General features: G+C 59.2%; 15 protein-coding genes. 4 read left to right on the plus strand and 11 right to left on the minus strand.

The features are described 5' to 3' along the window. Window positions 1-70: 70 nt before the first annotated feature. The 7 genes from WA354_RS03330 to WA354_RS03360 all read right to left on the minus strand — a co-directional run bounded on the left by WA354_RS03330 (window position 71) and on the right by WA354_RS03360 (window position 7,224). Entirely contained in the window at window positions 71-388 is a 318-nt protein-coding gene (locus WA354_RS03330) for an HAAS signaling domain-containing protein (RefSeq protein WP_472811592.1), read from the minus strand. Between the two features lie 2 nt (window positions 389-390). After that, window positions 391-813 carry a PadR family transcriptional regulator gene (locus tag WA354_RS03335; RefSeq protein WP_472811593.1) on the minus strand — a complete coding sequence of 141 codons (423 nt, stop codon included), beginning with the start codon at window positions 811-813 and terminating at the stop codon, window positions 391-393. Between the two features lie 72 nt (window positions 814-885). Beyond that, window positions 886-2,931, minus strand: coding sequence for a VWA domain-containing protein (locus WA354_RS03340; RefSeq protein ID WP_472811594.1), 2,046 nt, complete (start codon window positions 2,929-2,931; stop codon window positions 886-888). A 363-nt stretch (window positions 2,932-3,294) separates the two neighbouring features. Then, window positions 3,295-4,023 carry a serine O-acetyltransferase gene (gene cysE / locus WA354_RS03345; RefSeq protein ID WP_472811595.1) on the minus strand — a complete coding sequence of 243 codons (729 nt, stop codon included), beginning with the start codon at window positions 4,021-4,023 and terminating at the stop codon, window positions 3,295-3,297. 68 nt (window positions 4,024-4,091) lie between these two features. Further along, window positions 4,092-5,066 carry a cysteine synthase A gene (cysK, locus tag WA354_RS03350; protein ID WP_472811596.1) on the minus strand — a complete coding sequence of 325 codons (975 nt, stop codon included), beginning with the start codon at window positions 5,064-5,066 and terminating at the stop codon, window positions 4,092-4,094. 207 nt (window positions 5,067-5,273) lie between these two features. After that, window positions 5,274-5,750 carry a TspO/MBR family protein gene (locus WA354_RS03355; protein WP_472811597.1) on the minus strand — a complete coding sequence of 159 codons (477 nt, stop codon included), beginning with the start codon at window positions 5,748-5,750 and terminating at the stop codon, window positions 5,274-5,276. Window positions 5,751-5,886: 136 nt separating this feature from the next. Next, complete coding sequence (locus WA354_RS03360) at window positions 5,887-7,224, minus strand: M48 family metallopeptidase (protein WP_472811598.1); 1,338 nt, start codon at window positions 7,222-7,224, stop codon at window positions 5,887-5,889. A gap of 184 nt (window positions 7,225-7,408) precedes the next feature. On the opposite strand from WA354_RS03360, the gene thrS reads away from it, so the two are divergent. Then, window positions 7,409-9,442, plus strand: coding sequence for a threonine--tRNA ligase (thrS, locus tag WA354_RS03365; protein ID WP_472811599.1), 2,034 nt, complete (start codon window positions 7,409-7,411; stop codon window positions 9,440-9,442). A gap of 109 nt (window positions 9,443-9,551) precedes the next feature. Further along, entirely contained in the window at window positions 9,552-10,235 is a 684-nt protein-coding gene (locus WA354_RS03370) for a Rossmann-fold NAD(P)-binding domain-containing protein (RefSeq protein WP_472811600.1), read from the plus strand. Between the two features lie 542 nt (window positions 10,236-10,777). Here the strand turns inward: WA354_RS03370 and WA354_RS03375 are convergent. Next, the gene (locus WA354_RS03375; protein ID WP_472811601.1) at window positions 10,778-11,389 is read right to left on the minus strand and encodes a hypothetical protein; all 612 of its coding nucleotides are present in this window, start codon (window positions 11,387-11,389) and stop codon (window positions 10,778-10,780) included. 191 nt (window positions 11,390-11,580) lie between these two features. Here WA354_RS03375 and WA354_RS03380 point away from each other — a divergent pair, with 191 nt between their 5' ends. Beyond that, complete coding sequence (locus WA354_RS03380) at window positions 11,581-13,473, plus strand: winged helix-turn-helix domain-containing protein (RefSeq protein ID WP_472811602.1); 1,893 nt, start codon at window positions 11,581-11,583, stop codon at window positions 13,471-13,473. Between the two features lie 234 nt (window positions 13,474-13,707). After that, on the plus strand, window positions 13,708-13,920 hold the full coding sequence (locus tag WA354_RS03385; protein ID WP_472811603.1) for a hypothetical protein: 213 nt from the start codon (window positions 13,708-13,710) through the stop codon (window positions 13,918-13,920). A 154-nt stretch (window positions 13,921-14,074) separates the two neighbouring features. Here WA354_RS03385 and tdh read toward each other — a convergent pair whose 3' ends face one another. The 3 genes from tdh to miaA form a co-directional block, all read right to left on the minus strand. Then, window positions 14,075-15,109 (minus strand): L-threonine 3-dehydrogenase, encoded by a 1,035-nt coding sequence (tdh, locus tag WA354_RS03390; RefSeq protein WP_472811604.1) that lies wholly within the window; start codon window positions 15,107-15,109, stop codon window positions 14,075-14,077. 61 nt (window positions 15,110-15,170) lie between these two features. Then, window positions 15,171-16,592 carry a dihydrolipoyl dehydrogenase gene (lpdA, locus tag WA354_RS03395; protein WP_472811605.1) on the minus strand — a complete coding sequence of 474 codons (1,422 nt, stop codon included), beginning with the start codon at window positions 16,590-16,592 and terminating at the stop codon, window positions 15,171-15,173. Between the two features lie 91 nt (window positions 16,593-16,683). Then, window positions 16,684-17,607, minus strand: a complete 924-nt coding sequence (gene miaA / locus WA354_RS03400) for a tRNA (adenosine(37)-N6)-dimethylallyltransferase MiaA (protein ID WP_472811606.1) — start codon at window positions 17,605-17,607, stop codon at window positions 16,684-16,686. Window positions 17,608-17,708 lie beyond the last annotated feature (101 nt).

The raw sequence follows: 17,708 nt of genomic DNA on the forward strand, positions 1-17,708 counted from the left end.
AAGCTCGGACTGAACAAGCCCTCGACCAAGCAATCACAGAAGCCCTTCAGGAAATATCTGCTGACAACGCTCAAGTCTGGTTCAGGCTGACCCTCAACTGGGTACAGCTATGATGAAAACGCTCTAGCTTTACCGGCGAGATGCTGCGGCTCGCATTGCTGATGAGAACTCCGTCGCGGTATTGGGCGGCGAGCTGCTCTGCAGGGCCGAGCCTCGCGAGAACAGTCTCCAAACTCACTCCGCTTTCCTCAGCGGAGTCGCGAATGTGCGCGCTGATCTCCCGGATAATCTCGTCGCGCTCACTCAGCGTCATCGGTCCCAGGTGGGTGCGGAGGGAAGCCAGATACGTGTCGATCTGCCTGGTGTCTATTTGAATGGTCTCGATCATCGCTATAACTCCATCTTTTCCGCGGCGCGGATATTTGGCTGATCTTCACCCTGATGATTCAGGACGGGCTCCAGAAGCTGGCTGAGTCCTCCTGCAAAGTTGGCCCACGCTTCGGCCATTTGCCGCAGGCGCGTCCGCCCCGGTTCGGTCAGGGCGTAATACTTGCGCGGATGGCCAGCCTCGGCTTCAACCCAATCGGAAGTGAGCATCCCTTCAGCCTTGAGCCGGTTGAGGATCGGGTAGATGGTCCCCTCGGCCAGCACGAGCCTCGAATGGCTCTCAAGAAACCGAATGATTTCAAGCCCATACAGCCTCCCGTTCCAGAGGCTGGCGAGTGCAGCCATCTCCAGTGCCCCCTTGCGGAGCTGCGCCTTCCATCGATCCGGCGACTCACCTTCAACAGGCTGTGCTCTTAACTTCATCATTGCCATATACCTTGTATAGCAAGGTATAGTGCTATGAGGATCATGTCAAGGGAAATCAGGGGACCGGTCGGGTCAGAATCCAGGCAGAATGCGGAATTCCGACCCGAATTTGTGATACCCACCGAAAGTTACGTCGTTAATCATCGTTTCAAAATAGCTGTAGACGCTGAAGACCTTCCCCCACTCGTGGAGTTCGCGTTCGGAGCGGCCGCGTGAGACCTCTACGCTTCGCTGGGGACAGATGTAGATCTTGCCGCCCAGTTCCACCGGGCCGTACTCGACCATGATTTGCGACCGGATGAGAGGCACATCAGGGTCCCGTTCCTCGTCGAGATCTGCATTGATCACGATCCGCATGATGGCCCCGGTGACGGGATTGACCGCGAATTCGCCATAGGTGTCGGCCTTGTTTTGATAGAGAGTGGTCCCGTTACCCTCCGGAAGGCAGCAATACGTGAGTTCGGGCACGTTACTCGTGCTGGCAACTCTATAGGAGAACACCGCCAGGTCTCCGTCCTTACCGCGCTCCCACCGTTTCCAACTCAGCGTGCTCGGACTGGTAGCGGCGGCCGTCAGCACGTAGGAAAGAATGGGACCAAACGTACCCGTTGTTTCAAGTCCGCGCGCTCGCACCCCGCGGACGACGCGGCCTTTGCCGAGCTTCTTCTTTTTCTCGACCACCTCGTGCCCGTTCCGATAGAGAACTGTAGCGTGCTCCCCGGCAGCAAAGCGGAGAGTCTGGTCCTGCAGCGGAATCCTCCAGCTCTCGTTGTCCCGTCCCGGAGGTTCTTCGAACCGCACTGTGTCCCTCGACGCATAAAAGTCGGGCAGTTTGGCGATGGCATTCTGCAAGTAGTCGAATGTGCGCTCCAAAATGGCGCGCTGCTCTTCCGCCGGAGGCGGCGGCCGATCCACAATATCGTCGGGCGGGGGCGGGAGCGCGATCGACAAATCCGCATCCGCCGTCAGCGCCCGGCGTTCCCGTTCGTTGCGGATCATGCTCAACAGCGCATCGAGGCGGTCGGTGCTCAGCCGTTCGGTGAGTTCGAGATTCGTCAGCTTTCGTATCAGGTCGGCCTGCGAATGCACCAGGTCTTCAAGCTCCGCGACGGTGACCTTTTGTGTTCCCGGCCGGGGGTTGTCGAAATACACAGGCTCGTTGTAGTAGCCCGTGAGAGTGCGAACATTCAGAGCGGGACGATCCACCTGCACAAGGAGGTCGTGGAATTCGTCCACCTGGTAGGTGTGCGGGGGATTGAAGGTGATGTTGTAGAAGCTGCGCACCTGTTCGGCACATTGGTTGATATCTGGATCCAGGTCGCCCGACGAATCCAGCACCAGGCCTCCAGTGTGCGTCGCGATCACCGGCAGGGCCAGTTTGGCCGGTTGCATGTCCTTTTGCGAGCGGGGCGCTTCGAGGTAGTCGTGAAAATTGAAGGCCTGGTTGGGATTTGGCCACGCGTCAACATTGTCCAGCGTGATGCGCGCTTCCCGCAGCCGTGTGGACAATTCCGTTGCCTCGTCGAAACCGTTCTCGCCGCCATTCACTGGCCAACCCGGGCCAATCCACACCACGACTTTGCGGCCGGGGACGTCTCTCTGATCGATGGCAATCGAGCCCAGGGCGCGCAGAGAGAGCGAATTGGGCTGCGAAATGTTCACCCATGCGCGAAGTAAAGTCGGTCCATCATCTCGACCCGTTCTCCACACGGCCAATTGTGATCTCTTCTGTTCCAGTTCTTTGATCAGAAGAGCCCCGTCCTTTACCGGCCTCAACGATGAAAACAGTCCGTCACGCGTGAGGCGATAGAGAAAACACGCGGTCTCCAGATGTCCGTTATTCCGGCCCAGAAAATGAACAATTGCGCTTTCGGTTTGCGTTAGCTGCTGGGGCGAGAGATTGACGGCGTCGAGGACGAAGATCAGCTCGGGCGCTGGTACGGACGCCGCGAGAGAGTTGTGCACGGTGCGAATTTTTGCTGGCCGGCCGTTGTCGAGAAGAGTGAAATCCCAGGGCTCGAGGTCCGAAACCGCCTTCCCTGCTGAATCCGCTACAACCACGTCAATGCTGAAGAGGCCATCCCGCACGATGGGATTGGTGGCGCTCAGGGGTGCCAAGGTCCTCTGCGCAACGGACGAATCACGCAAAGGCACGGTTTGCCCGCCCGCCCCGCAAGTCCCAAGGATTATCAGGCTTGCGAGAAAAGCTGTACGGCGCGGGTTGAGTCGATTCACCACGATTCCACGTGCCCAGGGAGACTCGCGGCGAGTATATCCGGCGCACTTCCGCCGGGGTCGCAGCGAGCCGGAGAAGCGATGCACAGACAAAGCCACGCATGCGACCCCCCGCAACTACTGACGGTTTCCGCCCACTAAGGGTTTCGTCGCAGGCAGATTCAGTAAACGGGGTCGTTCTCACCGCTACGCAACATCGGAAACGATGGCACGCTCAACCCAAATCCTCTGCGCATCCGACCGAACTTAAATTCCCTCGCCCATCGAAACGTATTCGGAGAGCTGGTCGAGTTCCTCGCGATAGGCGGTTCGTTCGGCTTCTTCTGTCGCGAATGGCTCGACGCGGCGGACGTGGGCGCCGAGTTTGTCTTCGAGCTCTTCGACACGCGCGGACAAGGCAATCAGCGCGTCAGACAGGGGGTCCTTTACATCGTGCGGATCGGTGATAAGCACGCGTTGGCCGTTGCGATAAACGATGTGCGCGGGCACTCCAACCACCGTGGAGTTAGGCGGCACGTCAGACAGAACCACCGATCCTGCGCCGACGCGTGAGTTCTGGCCGATGGTGATGTTGCCGAGGACGTTGGCGTTGTTGCCGACGAAGACACCATCGCAGAGGGTCGGATGACGTTTGCCATGGCCCTTGCCGGTTCCACCCAAGGTGACACCCTGATACAACGTGACATCGCTGCCGACAATTGCCGTTTCGCCGATGACGACGCCCGTAGCGTGATCGATAAAGAGCCGTCTGCCCAGAAGCGCGCCAGGGTGAATGTCGACGCCGGTGAAGAAGCGGCCGAACTGCGAAAGAATGCGTGCGGGCAGTCGCAGCTTGAAGTTCCAGAGCTGGTGCGAGACGCGATGAAACCACACCGCCCACAAGCCGGGATAGCACAGCATGACCTCAAGCCAGGAGCGCGCAGCAGGGTCGCGCTCCAGCACTGAGCGAACATCTTCGCGGATGCGGGCAAACATGGGTCGAGCCTTTCTTATGTGAGGAAGGACCGGCGGAATGATATCACTCCGCCGCCCTACCCTCACCCTTACACCGCGACCGCCTCCGGCTGCAGCGCCAATACTTCCTGACGCAGCGAATCGAAGAGAATGCTGGACAGATACCGCTCGCCGAAGTCAGGCAGCACCACCACGATGAGTTTGCCTTTATTCTCAGGGCGTGCTGCAACTTTCAACGCAGCTGCTACAGCCGCGCCCGAGGAGATGCCGACAAACAGACCCTCTTCGAGAGGCAGCCGACGCGCCATGGCCACAGACTCATCATTCGTGACCTGAACGACTTCATCAACCAGCTTGGTGTCGAGTACGCCAGGCACGAATCCAGCGCCGAGTCCCTGAATCTTGTGCGGACCGGGCTTTCCTCCGGAGAGCACCGCGCTGTCAGTCGGCTCGACGGCAATTGCCTTGAAGCCCGGCTTGCGCGGCTTGATGTAGTTGGAGACACCGGTAATCGTGCCGCCGGTGCCAACGCCGCTGACGAGGATATCGACTTCGCCGTCGGTGTCTTCCCAGATCTCAGGGCCGGTAGTGGCGAGGTGAATCGCGGGATTGGCCGGGTTGTCGAATTGCTGAAGGATATACCCCTTCGGCGTTTCGGCGCGAAGCTCTTCAGCCTTGGCGATCGCGCCCTTCATGCCGTTGGGGCCGGGGGTGAGCACCAGTTCTGCTCCAAAGGCCCGCAGCAGCACGCGGCGCTCGGTGCTCATGGTCTCGGGCATGGTGAGGATGAGGCGGTACCCTTTGACGGCGGCGACAAACGCCAGGGCAATGCCGGTGTTGCCGCTTGTGGGCTCGATAAGGACAGTTTCGCCAGGCTTGATCTTGCCGGCCTTCTCGGCGGCATCGATCATTGCAAAGCCGATGCGGTCTTTCACGCTGGCAGCCGGATTCTGGCCCTCAAGCTTGGCAACGACGGTTGCGGGCAGGCCTGCTGCCACGCGGTTCAAACGCACGAGCGGGGTATGACCAATCAATTCAGTTACATTCGCGGCAATACGCGCCATGATCTTCTCCTTTTTCCGAGACAGGGTCCCGGACACGAGTTGGAAAATGCGGGGAATAGCGGTGGAGCTGTCAGGCGGGAAAGATGCGCGCGCTCACGGGCGCACGCCGGGCATCGGAGCTCTCACCAGGACGGTGTTAGCGACATCGACGCATACTGATAGCCTATGCCGAGAGCCCGGAAAATGGCAAGCCGGCTGTGCGCACGCTCATCCAGCAGTCGGGTTGAGACGCCAGATGCTGGCGTTGAGGATCGAAGCAAACGTGACCCAGACGCAGTAGGGCGCCATCAGCCAGGCGGCAACTGGCGATACTTGAGCGAAGGCCAGGGTGGTTGCACCGATGGCGAACCAGAGCACGGCGACTTCAAGAGCTGCAGCGCCAAGGGCGTGTTTGCGAAAGAAGATCCAGCTCCAGGCCAGATTGAGAGCAAGTTGAAAAAGGAAAAGAGAGAGTCCGAGCGCGCGCGCGGAGGATGACGTAGCGTTGACGACGAGCCAGGCGGCGATGGCCATGAGCAGGTAGAGGGTCGTCCACACCGGTGCGAAGATCCAGCTGGGCGGGTTGAAAGAAGGCTTGGCGAGGGCGCGGTACCAGCGCGGGATTTCAGGGCCGGTCCAACGGCCGCCGATAAGACCAACGCCTTCACAAACCGCGATCAATGCCGCTAATTCCAACCAGCGCATTCCAAACTCCTTTGGCGCCACGCAAGATGGCTCACCCGAGTTTGATGTGCCTCGGAAGGGTTGCGGCCGGAGTTTCGGCGTCTGTTTCCAGTCATAAACAAAACACCGGCCGTATTTCGATATTGCTTATCTTCGTTCACTGTTTCGGGCCCGCTCCCAGTGCAGGCTCAAACAGCTCTAGATTCTGGCTCTTCCACACCATCGCGGAGTGTATGCGGTTATACCCACTGGGATGGTCATAGAAAAGAAACTCCTCGACCTGTCCGGGGCGCATTTTTCGATACTCACCAAGATGGATGGCGGCCTGGGCAAAGCCATCGGGCTGGCGAGACGCGTTGAGGCCGAACATGTCGGCTTCTTTCTCTTGCACGCGAACAAATGTGTTGTTGATTGGCGTCAGCACAAACGACAGGATCGAAATCATCAGCACCACCAGCGGCACCACCGCCGGATCGCTTACCGAACTGATCTGCCAGCGTTCGCCCCAGCGGCCCAGGGCCCATTTCAGCCCAAAGAAGAGATAGGCGAACGAAAGAACAATCAGGATCAGGAAAAACATCAGGCTCTTGGGGATGTGATTCATGACGTAGTGGCCCATTTCATGACCCATCACCGCCTGGATCTCTTCGGGCGAACCCCGCTTGATCAGATTGTCGTTGAGGGTAATGCGCATGGTGTTGCCGAATCCGCTGACGTTGGCGCTCATGCGCGTCGTCTGGCGGCTGGCGTCAATCTGCCACACATCGTTGGTGGGGATCCCGTTGGCGTGCGCCATGCGCAGAATCGGCGTAGTGATCCTGGGGTCTTCAAGCTTCTTGGGAGTGTTGAAGATGGGCTGGAGAAACACGGGGCCAATAGCGATGAGGATCGTCATCAGGCCCAGCGTGGCCATGGCGCCCCACACCCACCATGTTTTCGGGAATTTACGCACAATCGCAAACAGGATCACCATCCCGAGGGAAGCGATCACCAGCGATACCAGCAACGACTTGAATTCGTCACCCATCCACGGGCCGAAGGTCTGCGTGGCCATTCCGTACTTATGCTCGCGCACGTAGCTCTCGTAGAACTCGAGGGGAAAGCCGAGCACGGTTGCGACAAGGATGTACTGCACTCCGTAGACGAGCGGTTGCAACCACCGAAAGCGCGTAACGCGAACGGCCAGGTCGCGCATGCGGGCCGACCAGCGAAGATTGAGAAGAATGAGGCAGACAGCCGCGCCGTAGAGAAAGTCCCAGAGAACGAGCCAGTAGCCGCCCTCGAAATAGGCATTGGAGCGCGCCACGGCCGCAGGCGGCATCATGTCCATGTAGGCTTCGGTGGCGGCGTCCGCGTCGAATTGCGGCGAGGGCTGGGCAGCGGCGGGAACCTTGGTGATGTCCACGGTCGGTTGAACGGCGGGCTGGGCCGATGCAGAGAGTGCTCCGACTGCGATCAGTGTCCAGACAAAGATCTTCCTTGAAATTCCTGGCATACGAGACCTTCCTTACTGTGATCCCGGCGCGTGCGAAGCACAGCACGATCAGCTTCCTGTTGGGTACTTCGTCGTTTACGCAGCCGCTTCTGCAATGGTTCCACTTGGGGCCGTTATATCCTTAACGAAGAACACACGGTCGGGGTTAACGCGCGGCCGGATCAGTCAGGACCCTGAAAACATCATGAGCACGCAAAATATCGCCGTACATCTACCCGACGGAAGCATACGCGAAGTACCGGCGGGCACGACACCTTTCGACATTGCCAACTCGATTTCGCCGCGGCTGGCTGCGGCCTCTGTTGTTGCCCGGCTGACACCGGTGACCACCGAGACGAATGCGAAGACCACTGCAGAGGGCGAGTCGGAGGCCGCGATGTATGCGGCGGAGGATGCCTCCGCAACGCGCCTGGTGGATCTGGCGACTCCGCTCAATGCAGACACGAAGCTCGAACTCGTCAAGGAGAACGATCCCGAGGCGCTGAAGGTCGTGCGGCACTCGGCCGCGCACGTGCTGGCGACGGCAGTGCTTGAGTTGTTTCCGGAGACCAAGCTGGGACACGGGCCCGCGACGGATTCAGGCTTCTTCTACGATTTCTATCGCGAAAAGCCCTTCACGCCCGACGACCTTGCGGCTATCGACAAGAAGATGGCTGAGGTGATCGCGCGGGACGAAAAGTTTGTGCGCGAGTACGAACCGCGCGAACAGGCGCTGGCCGAATTCGACAAGGACGGCGACTTCATGAAGACGCACTTCGTGACCAAGTTCACCGAGCCCGGATCTCAGGTCAGCTTTTATCGCAACGGCAAGTTTGTCGATTTCTGCCGCGGGCCGCATGTGCCCTCAACGGGGCGCGTGAAAGCCGTAAAGGTCACGACGCTTGCGGGCGCTTACTGGCTAGGCGACGAAAAAAATCCCCAGTTGCAGCGCATCTATGGAACAGCGTTTTTCTCACAGAAAGATATGGACGCGCACTTTGCGCGGCTTGAGGAAGCAGCAAAGCGCGATCATCGCGTGCTGGGTAAGCAGCTTGATCTGTTCAGCATTCAGGAACTGGCGGGACCGGGTCTTGTCTTCTGGCATCCCAAGGGCGGCATCGTCCGCAAAGTGATGGAAGACTGGATGCGAGATGAGTGCCTGCGGCGAGGGTATTTGATGGTGTACACGCCGCACGTGATGCGCCGCGAGTTGTGGAAGGTCAGCGGACACGAGGGTTACTACTCCGGCAATATGTACACGCCGATGGAGTTGGATGACGCCGAGTACCGGCTGAAGCCGATGAATTGCCCGGGACACATTCTGATCTACAAGAATTCGCCGAAGAGCTATCGCGACCTTCCGCAGCGCTATGCGGAGCTGGGCAACGTGTATCGCTACGAGCGCTCGGGAACCATGCATGGACTGCTGCGCGTGCGCGGCTTTACTCAGGACGATGCGCACATCTTCTGCATGCCCAGCCAGATCGAGAGCGAAGTTGAGGCGTGTATCGATTTTGCCGAGTCGGTGCTGAAGACGTTCGGATTTAACGAATTCAGAGTTGAGCTTTCTACCTGGGATCCGAACGATCGCAAGAGTTATACAGGCACGGATGAGAACTGGAACCTTGCCATCGGCTCGCTTGACAGGGTGCTGAAGGCGAAGGGAATTCCGTTCAAGACGATACCCGGCGAAGCAGCGTTTTACGGGCCCAAGATCGATATCAAGCTTGTGGATGTGCTGGGTCGGCTCTGGCAATTGTCGACGGTGCAATTCGATTTCACGCTGCCCGCGCGGTTCGGGCTGGAGTATGTGGGCGAGGATGGCGAGCGCCATCAACCGGTCATGGTGCATCGTGCGCTGTTCGGGTCAGTGGAGCGATTCTTCGGCGTGCTCATCGAGCATTATGCGGGTGCGTTTCCGCTATGGCTGGCGCCGGTGCAGATCGGTCTCGTGCCGATTAGCGAACGGCACGTGGCCTACGCGGAGAAGGTGGAAGCAGAATTGAAAGCCGCTGGCTTCAGAGTCGAGACCGACGCGCGCAACGAAAAGATGAACGCGAAGATTCGCGATCTTGCCAACCAGAAGATTCCGTACATCCTCGTCTTCGGCGACAAGGAAGAGTCGACGGGATCGGTAAGTGTGCGCACCCGCGGCAAGGGCGACCAGGGATCGATTCCTCTGGCGGATTTCATCGCAAAGGCCAAAGCTCTTGAAGAGAACAAGTCGACGGAGCTGTAGCGCAAATCCGGGGCGAAGTTTCACCTGCCGACGACACATCCAGGTCGCGTAATGAGCCGTCTGGAGTGAGCGGGGCTGTCGCATCCTTACCTAAGCAAAGGTCCTGTTGATGAAGCAGAATTTCGCCGTAATGATCCTCGGTGGTACCGGGCAAGTCGGTGGTGCAGCCGTCGCGGAACTCCTGGCAATTCCAGAATGCCGGGAAGTGGTGATGGTCACCAGAAAGCCTATTGCGCCGCGATCGCGGGTACGCAACGTCGTTTTTGATACCGGCGCTGCGGACTTTGCCGAGCGCACTGCCGCTCTTGCCCGCGAAGCCTTAAGCCAGGGTCCCGTCAGCGCGGTGAGTTGTGTGGGTGTCGGTTCTGGATCGATGCGCTGGAGCGAAGAAGAATTGCAACGACTTGAGGTCGGCGTCGTCGGTGCCTTTGCGCGTGGCTGCCATGTCGCAGGAATCGCCCAGTTTTGCCTGCTTTCTGCGGCGGGAAGCACAGCTCGCAGCCGGTTTCGCTATGTGCGCGTAATGGGCATGAAGGAAGACGTCGTGCGCAGCATCGGATTTGCCCGCCTCGCCATATTTCGCCCCGGCATCATTGTCGGCAACGCGCATACCCCGACCTGGGTCGGCTGGCTGGGAAGCCTCGTGCCCGGGCGGTTTGGCAATATTGATCAGCGAATTCTCGGTCGCTCGATCGCCGCAGAGATCGCTTTGCACAGTCAGGAGACGGGTGAAGTTACCCGCGAAAATGCGGCAATGAAAAAACTCGCCGCCGAGCTCAATCGCGTTTCTTAGTAATTGTTGCGTGGAGCGCATCGGCCGTTTACCGTCCGCTCACAAAAGCCTGCAAAAGCCGAGCACCATCAAGCAAAAGGCCAGGGGCTGTCAATCGCAACGCAAGGCGGTCATGGGGTCCACTGCGGCCGCCCGACGGGCCGGAAGCCAAGCCGAAACCATCGTGACGAGCGCAATTCCAACGCTTGCCGCGATGAAAATGGCTGGATCGAACGGGCTCAATTCATAGAGCTGTGACCGCACCAGCCGCACCGCATACAAAGCCATCGGCAAGCCCAGACCAAGACCGGCGCCTAGCAGGCCCAGCGATTCGCGTAGAACGTGACGAAGGCGTGTTCAGACTCGAATTGGCGGCCGAACGATCGCGTGCACCGAAGTTCGTCTCAGTGAATATTGAACCGCAGGATCTGCCCGAGCGGGAGCTGCCGCTGCCGCCCCAGTCCGACGCATACAACGCCCATCCGGCCCAAACCTCATCGCAGATCTCGCCTCGATCCATTCAGAGCCGGGCGAGACCTGCGATTGCCAATCAAAGACCCAGCCTACTCAACCTTCTCGAATCCGGTATCCATCGTCACCCTGGTTCCAATCACCTTGCCCTGAATGTGAGCAAGCAGGTTGCCCGACTCGTCGTACTGATCGATGCTGAACGTTCCAGAGGTTGCCATCCCTTTTTCATCAAGAGTGAGCCATTGCTGAATGCGGGCCGGGCCGACCAGGTTTTGGCCGGTTGGGTCATACGAGATTCCAAAGTGGTTCAGGCGATAGGTCTTCGCGCCGGTTTTTACCCATTGGCCGAGGCAGACGTCGCCGGTCATGGGAGTACGCAGGCCAGAGACATTGATCTCGGTGCCATCGCTGTGCCACTGAGCGTAACCGGCGTCAATCTCGACACCGTCCGGAATTCCTTCGCTGCCTTCGGAGATCCAATGTTCTTTCCAGGTCCCGACGATCGTGGGTTCGGCCCGACGATCATCGTCGTCATCGTTGAAGCCCGCCAGCAACATGCGGGGCGCACCGAACTGGTGCTGCGAACTGCCATCGAATGACGAGGGACGATACATGCCGCAGCCGGCATGTGCGTACGGAACAACCATCGTGGCGAGTGCCAGGGCGCTTAACACCGGCACAATTCTCAAGCTTGAAGATCTCATTACTTCCTCCTGATGCCGGGGGGATTTGCCGGCTTTGCATTCGATACAACTCAAATCCGAGTGCGGGAACAATGGAGGAAGATGAATTAAGAGGTGAAGAAAGATGAAGACGTAAGTAGCTCAATTCACAAGAGAACCATGCCCGATTATTTTCCTCAATGCTATACTTCAGCCACCTTGGGAGAGAACCGGTGCCCTTTGCCGTCTATCGATTCGGCGACTTCAGCCTTCATTGCGGCAAATTTGAACTCTGCCGCAAAGGCAACCGGCTCAAGCTGGAGCGGAAGCCTCTCGAACTCCTCGTCCTCCTGGTCACTAAACACGGGCAGGTTGTTACCCGGAATGAGATTGCCCAATGCTTATGGGATCGGGAAGTCTTCGTCGATATCGAGCACGGGATCAACACGGCAATACGCAAGATCCGCCAGATTCTAGGCGACAGTTCGGACCTGCCAATCTATGTGCAGACAGTCTCCGGCTCTGGCTACCGGTTCATCGCGACCGTTACGGCTGTTGAGCCAGACGTCATCGAGCCGACACAATCTCCTGATGTTCCAATCGAGCTTCCCCCTGCTCCGCCGGAGATCTCTTCTGCGCCCTCCATCCCCTCGGCTGTTAAACCCCGGCGCAGTTTTTGGCTGGTCACCGCGCTGGGCGCATCCGTTCTCGTTGCCATCTTCACACTCACCCTCGGCCCCCATCCCCTGGCTGCCCATTTCCTCCATCGCGACAGTCGCGCCGCGATCGGCTCGATTGCGGTGCTTCCTCTTCAGAACCTCTCCGGCGACCCGGGCCAGGAGTACTTTGCCGACGGCATGACCGACGAGCTCATCACCGAGCTCGCCCGCATCCCCAATCTTCGCGTGGTCTCACGCACTTCTGTCATGGCCAATAAGGGTTCCCGCCTCCCACTCCCCGAAATCGCTCGTCAGCTTGGCGTAGACGCCATTGTTGAGGGCTCCATCGTCCGCTCTGGCGATCGAATCCGCATCACCGCCCAGCTCATCGACGCTCGCACCGATCGCCACCTGTGGGCCCAATCCTTCGAGGGCCCCGCCTCCGATGTCCTCTCCCTCCAGGACGACGTTGCCCAGCAAATCGCAACCCAGGCCCGCCTGGTTCTCGCCCCGCCCTCGCCGCGCCCGCCCGTCAACCCCGCGGCGCACGACGCCTACCTCCGTGGCCGTTATTTCTTCAACAAGCAGGACTTCCGTCACAGCCTCGAATCCTTCCAGCAGGCCGTTGCGCTCGACCCCGGCTACGCCTCCGCTTACGCCGGCTACGCCTCCGCGCTCGATGCCGCCACGACCTACAGCATGGGCGCGCCCGAACAGCTCATGCCCAAAGCCATCGCCGCTGCCCAGCGCGCCATCCAGCTCGACCCCCAGAACGGCGAAGCCTACACAGAGCTCGGCAGCGTTCAAACCATCTACGAGTGGGACTGGACTGCAGCCGAGCAGAACCTCATCCACGGCCTCTCCCTCAATCCTAACGACTCTATTGCAGAGTTCAAGTATGCCGTCTACCTCGACGCTGTAGGCCGGCCGGAGGATGCCGTCACTCACATGCGGCGCGCACTTCAGCTCGATCCGCTATCCTTCCTCGTCACCCGCCGCCTGGGCGCTGCTCTTTACTATGACCGCCAATACGATGCCGCACTTGTCCAACTCGAGCGCTCCGCCGAGATGGAGCAAGGCTCCGGCTCCGTCGATCATTACGTTGGTCTCGTCTACGAGCAAAAGGGCGACCACGACGAGGCCGTGCGGCACAATCTTATTGCAGTGCATGAGGACCAGCCGCAACTCGACGACGCCGGTCTCCTTGCCGTATATCGGCAGCGCGGATGGGAGGCCTATTGGCGCGCTCGCACCCGGGTTCTTACCGCTTCGCCCCGTCCCTGCACGTCTTACGAGATCGGCGTCAATGATCTTCGCGTCAATGATCTCGACCATGCCTTCGAACCGTTCCAACACGCAATCGACAATCACTGCTTCAGCATGGCATTCATCCGCGTGGATCCGCTCTTCGACTCAGTCCGCCACGACTCCCGCTACGCCGCTCTCCTGGCACGCATGCATCAATAGACGATCGGCGTCCTTGGAGATTGTCGGCAGGTGGCCGCTCATTGGTTCCACCGCCGGCCTCAGCGATTCCAAAGGATGGAAGTTTGTGCCCCATTCATCGCGCACATGTCAAGTCCTTCAAGGGGTGCACCTTCTTGTATCTGCTTCCGCGCATTCGACTTCCATCTCTCCGCAAGTTTGCATGTAATTTGCCCGCGTCGGCGCACAATTGAATGGACGCGATAAGGAGTTCTCATGCCCACGCGAAATGTCACGCTCGCCATCTCTCAGCAAGCGCATCTCAAAGCCCGGCTTTGGGCTGCTCAAAACGACGTGTCGCTCTCCGCGGTCATCTCCGCACTCATCGAAGGACTGCCTGACAATCCGAATGCGGCACGCGCCGCGGAGCGTCTTCATCAGCAACGGGCAAATTCGTACACCCCCTCCCCCTCCCCCTCCCCCCTGTGAAACTGTGAAGCCCATGAACACCGCACCGTAAACCGAATGGCGTCATCAAATCTCACGCTGAGATCCCACAGTTTCACAGATCCTGTGAAGCTGCGATAACTCGAACGCAGGCATCAATGCTTCCTTCAGAGCTCAATCATGAGGGCGATACAGCTCAACTGAGGCTGGTCCAGTCGAGAACGACCTTGCCGGTTTCGCCGGACATCATGGCCGCGAAACCGTTTTCGAAGTCGCTGTACGCATAGCGGTGCGTAATGACCGGCGAGATATCCATACCTGAGTCGAGCATCACCGACATCTTGTACCAGGTCTCGTACATTTCGCGGCCGTAGATTCCCTTGATCGTGATCATGTTGAAGATCACAGGACGCCAGTCCATGGGAATGCTCCGGGACGGAATTCCGAGTGCAGCGATTTTTCCGCCGTGGCTCATATTGGCGATCATGTCGCTGAGAGCCTGCGGGTTGCCCGACATCTCGAGCCCAACATCGAATCCTTCGGTCATCTTGAGCTGCTTTTGCACTTCACTGAGCGAAGTTTCGGTAGGGTTGACGGCAAGTGTGGCTCCCATCTTGCGCGCCAGGTCGAGACGGAAGGGATTGAGATCGGTAATGACGACATGTCTTGCTCCGGCGTGACGCACGACTGGAATGGCCATGATCCCGATGGGGCCCGCGCCGGTGATAAGCACGTCTTCGCCCAGCACCGGAAAGGACAGGGCGGTGTGAACGGCATTGCCAAAGGGATCGAAGATGGCGGCGACTTCAAGATTGACGCCTGGATGATGCCGCCAGATGTTGGTCATCGGCAACGCAATGAGTTCTGCAAAGGCGCCGGGGCGATTGACGCCGACTCCCTTGGTGGAAACGCAAAGATGACGCCGACCGGCGAGGCAGTTGCGGCAGCGGCCGCAGACGACGTGCCCTTCGCCGCTGACGATGTCGCCGGGAAAAAAGTCGTTGACGTTCGACCCGACGGCAACGATTTTCCCGACGAATTCGTGGCCGATGGCCATGGGAACGGGAATGGTCTTCTGCGCCCATTCATCCCAGTTGTAGATGTGGACGTCAGTTCCGCAGATGCCGGTGTAGAGGACGCGGATGAGGGCATCGTTGATACCCATCGCAGGTTCAGGGATGTCTTCCAACCACAGTCCGCGCTCTGACCGCGCTTTGACCAACGCCTTCATTCAGGACCTCCTGTTCGCAAGCAGTCCGTTGAAAGTGTAAAGGTTCCGGGTGGGTCGGCGACTAGGCGTTGATCGCCATGCCCTCCACCGCGGCATACGCATCGAGCATGGCCTCGCTGATCGTAGGGTGGGCGTGGATGGTGAACATCAGCTCGTCGATGGTGCCTTCGAGTTCCATGACTGCCACGGCTTCAGCGATGAGCTCCGTTGCCTGCGGACCGATGATGTGCACGCCGAGGATTTCACCGTACTTCGCGTCGGCAACGATCTTGATGAAGCCATCGTGGCTACCGACGATGGTGGCTTTGGAATTTCCCGCAAACGGAAATTTGCCGACTTTGATTTCGATGCCCTTTTCTTTGGCCTGCGCTTCGGTCAATCCTACTGAGCCGATCTGCGGATCGGAGTAGGTGCAGGCAGGAACGCGATCGCGACGGACAGAACGATATTTGCGGCCGGCAATTTTTGTGACGGCGACGATGCCGCTCATGGAGCCGGAATGCGCCAACTGCGGCAGGCCGGCTACGATGTCGCCGATGGCGTAGATGCCGGGCTCGGCGGTCTCCTGCGCCTCGCCCACTTTGACGAAGCCGCGGTCCAGTTCGATTTTTGTCTTGTCGATGCCGACGTCGGCGATACGCCCCGCCCGGCCTACGGCGACGAGAACTTTCTCGGCTTCCTTTTCGACAGGTTTGCCGTTAGCACCGGTCCAGGTGACTTTGACGCCGGTTTCGGTCCTTTCGATTTTTTCGACCTTGGCGCCAGTGTTGATGTCGATGCCGCGTTTTTTGAAGACGCGCGTGAGTTCTTTGGAAATCTCTTCATCTTCGGGAGGCATGATGCGCGGCAGGAACTCGACCAGCGTCACCTCGGTGCCGAAGCTGCGAAAGATGGAGCTGAACTCGACGCCCACAGCGCCGGCGCCGATGACGATGAGCGATTTCGGCACTTGAGGAATGGCGAGCATTTCGATGTTGGTGAGGATGCGGTCGTCTGGCTTGAGGCCGAAGATCATCTTGGCATCGGAGCCGGTGGCGAGGATGATGTTTTTGGTTTTGACTTCGCTCTTTGCGCCGTCGGCAGCGGTGAGATCGATGGTGTGGATGCCGTCTTTGGCTGCGCCGGTGAGGCGTCCGTAGCCGGAGATCACGGTGACCTTGTTCTTCTTCATCAGGAAGCCAAGACCCTTGGTGTGCTTGTCAACGATCGCGGTCTTACGCTTCTGCACGGCATCCCAGTTGAGTGTGCGGCCGTCGACGTTGTCGATACCGTAGTCGGCGGCGTGCTTGAGGTGGTCCCACAACTCGGCATTAAAGAGCAGCGCCTTGGTAGGAATGCATCCCACATGCAGGCAGGTGCCGCCAAGAACATTGGTGGATTCGATAATCGCGACCTTAAGGCCGAGTTGTCCCGCGCGGATTGCCGCGGTGTATCCAGCCGGGCCGCTGCCGATAATTGCTACGTCATAGATCGTGTCTGCCACAGCTGCTCCGTTCCTGCGCTCTGTTGCGGCCGAAATGCCGCGTGCCACAGTTCAGTTTAATGCCTGCTTTTGATTGGATGGTGGATGAAGCTTATAGATTCGCTTGCACCAGATCGGAGGCGACGCGCTGTGTTTCGGGATCATTACCGAATGCTTCGATCCAGTGGACGCCGGGTTCGCGGCGGAACCATGTGAGCTGACGCTTGGCGTAGTTGCGATGGCCTTGCTGGGCTTCGGCGATTGCAGTTTCTTCACTGACTCCCTTAAGAAGAACCGACAGCGCCTGACGATAGCCGAGGGAGTCCAGCGCCTTGATGGGCCCGTAGCCGGCAAGAAGCGCGCGCGTTTCCTGAATCAATCCCTGGTTGAACATCTCGGCACAGCGCTGATTCAGCCTGTCATACAACTCTTGACGCGGCGGGTTGAGGCCGATGCGCAGGAGGCGGAAGCCGATGAGTGGATCGCGCCCCAGCACGCGCGACATGGGTTGCCGCGTAGTGAGGCAGACCTCGATGGCGCGGATGAGTTTGGCTGTGTCGTTCGCGTGGATGCGCTGAGCCGATGCCGAATCGAGACGGATGAGGAGACGATGGAGCCATGCGCTTCCATGGCGCTCGGCGCTGCGGCGCAGGCGGTGGCGCAGATCTTCCTGGCGTGCGGGGCCAGTGAAGAGGCCATCTGTGAGGGCGCGAAGGTAGAGGCCGGTGCCGCCGGTGACGATGGGAAGCTTATTGTGATCGGCGATATCGCGAAGGACGGCGCGGGCTTGACGGCTGTAGTCTCCGGCAGTGAAAGGCTCGCTGGGGTCGGCGACGTCGATGAGGTGATGCGGGATGCGTGCGCGCTCTTCGGGCGTGGGTTTGGCGGTGCCAAGGTCCATGCCGCGATAAACGGCAACGGAATCGCAGCTGGCTATTTCACCATTGAAACGTTCAGCCAGGGCGAGCGAGAGCGCCGTTTTGCCGCTACCGGTGGGGCCGAGGATCAGGACCGCGAGAGGGTCTCTCTTATTCAATCTGGGTGATCCTGTAGCTATGCTGCCCATTTTCACCCGTCACTTCTTCGAATACCCCAGATCGAAAATGAACGGGGTGAGGAGAATGCGAGCAGTACCGA

This window comes from Occallatibacter sp. (genome assembly GCF_049802275.1).
Classification (GTDB): domain Bacteria; phylum Acidobacteriota; class Terriglobia; order Terriglobales; family Acidobacteriaceae; genus Telmatobacter.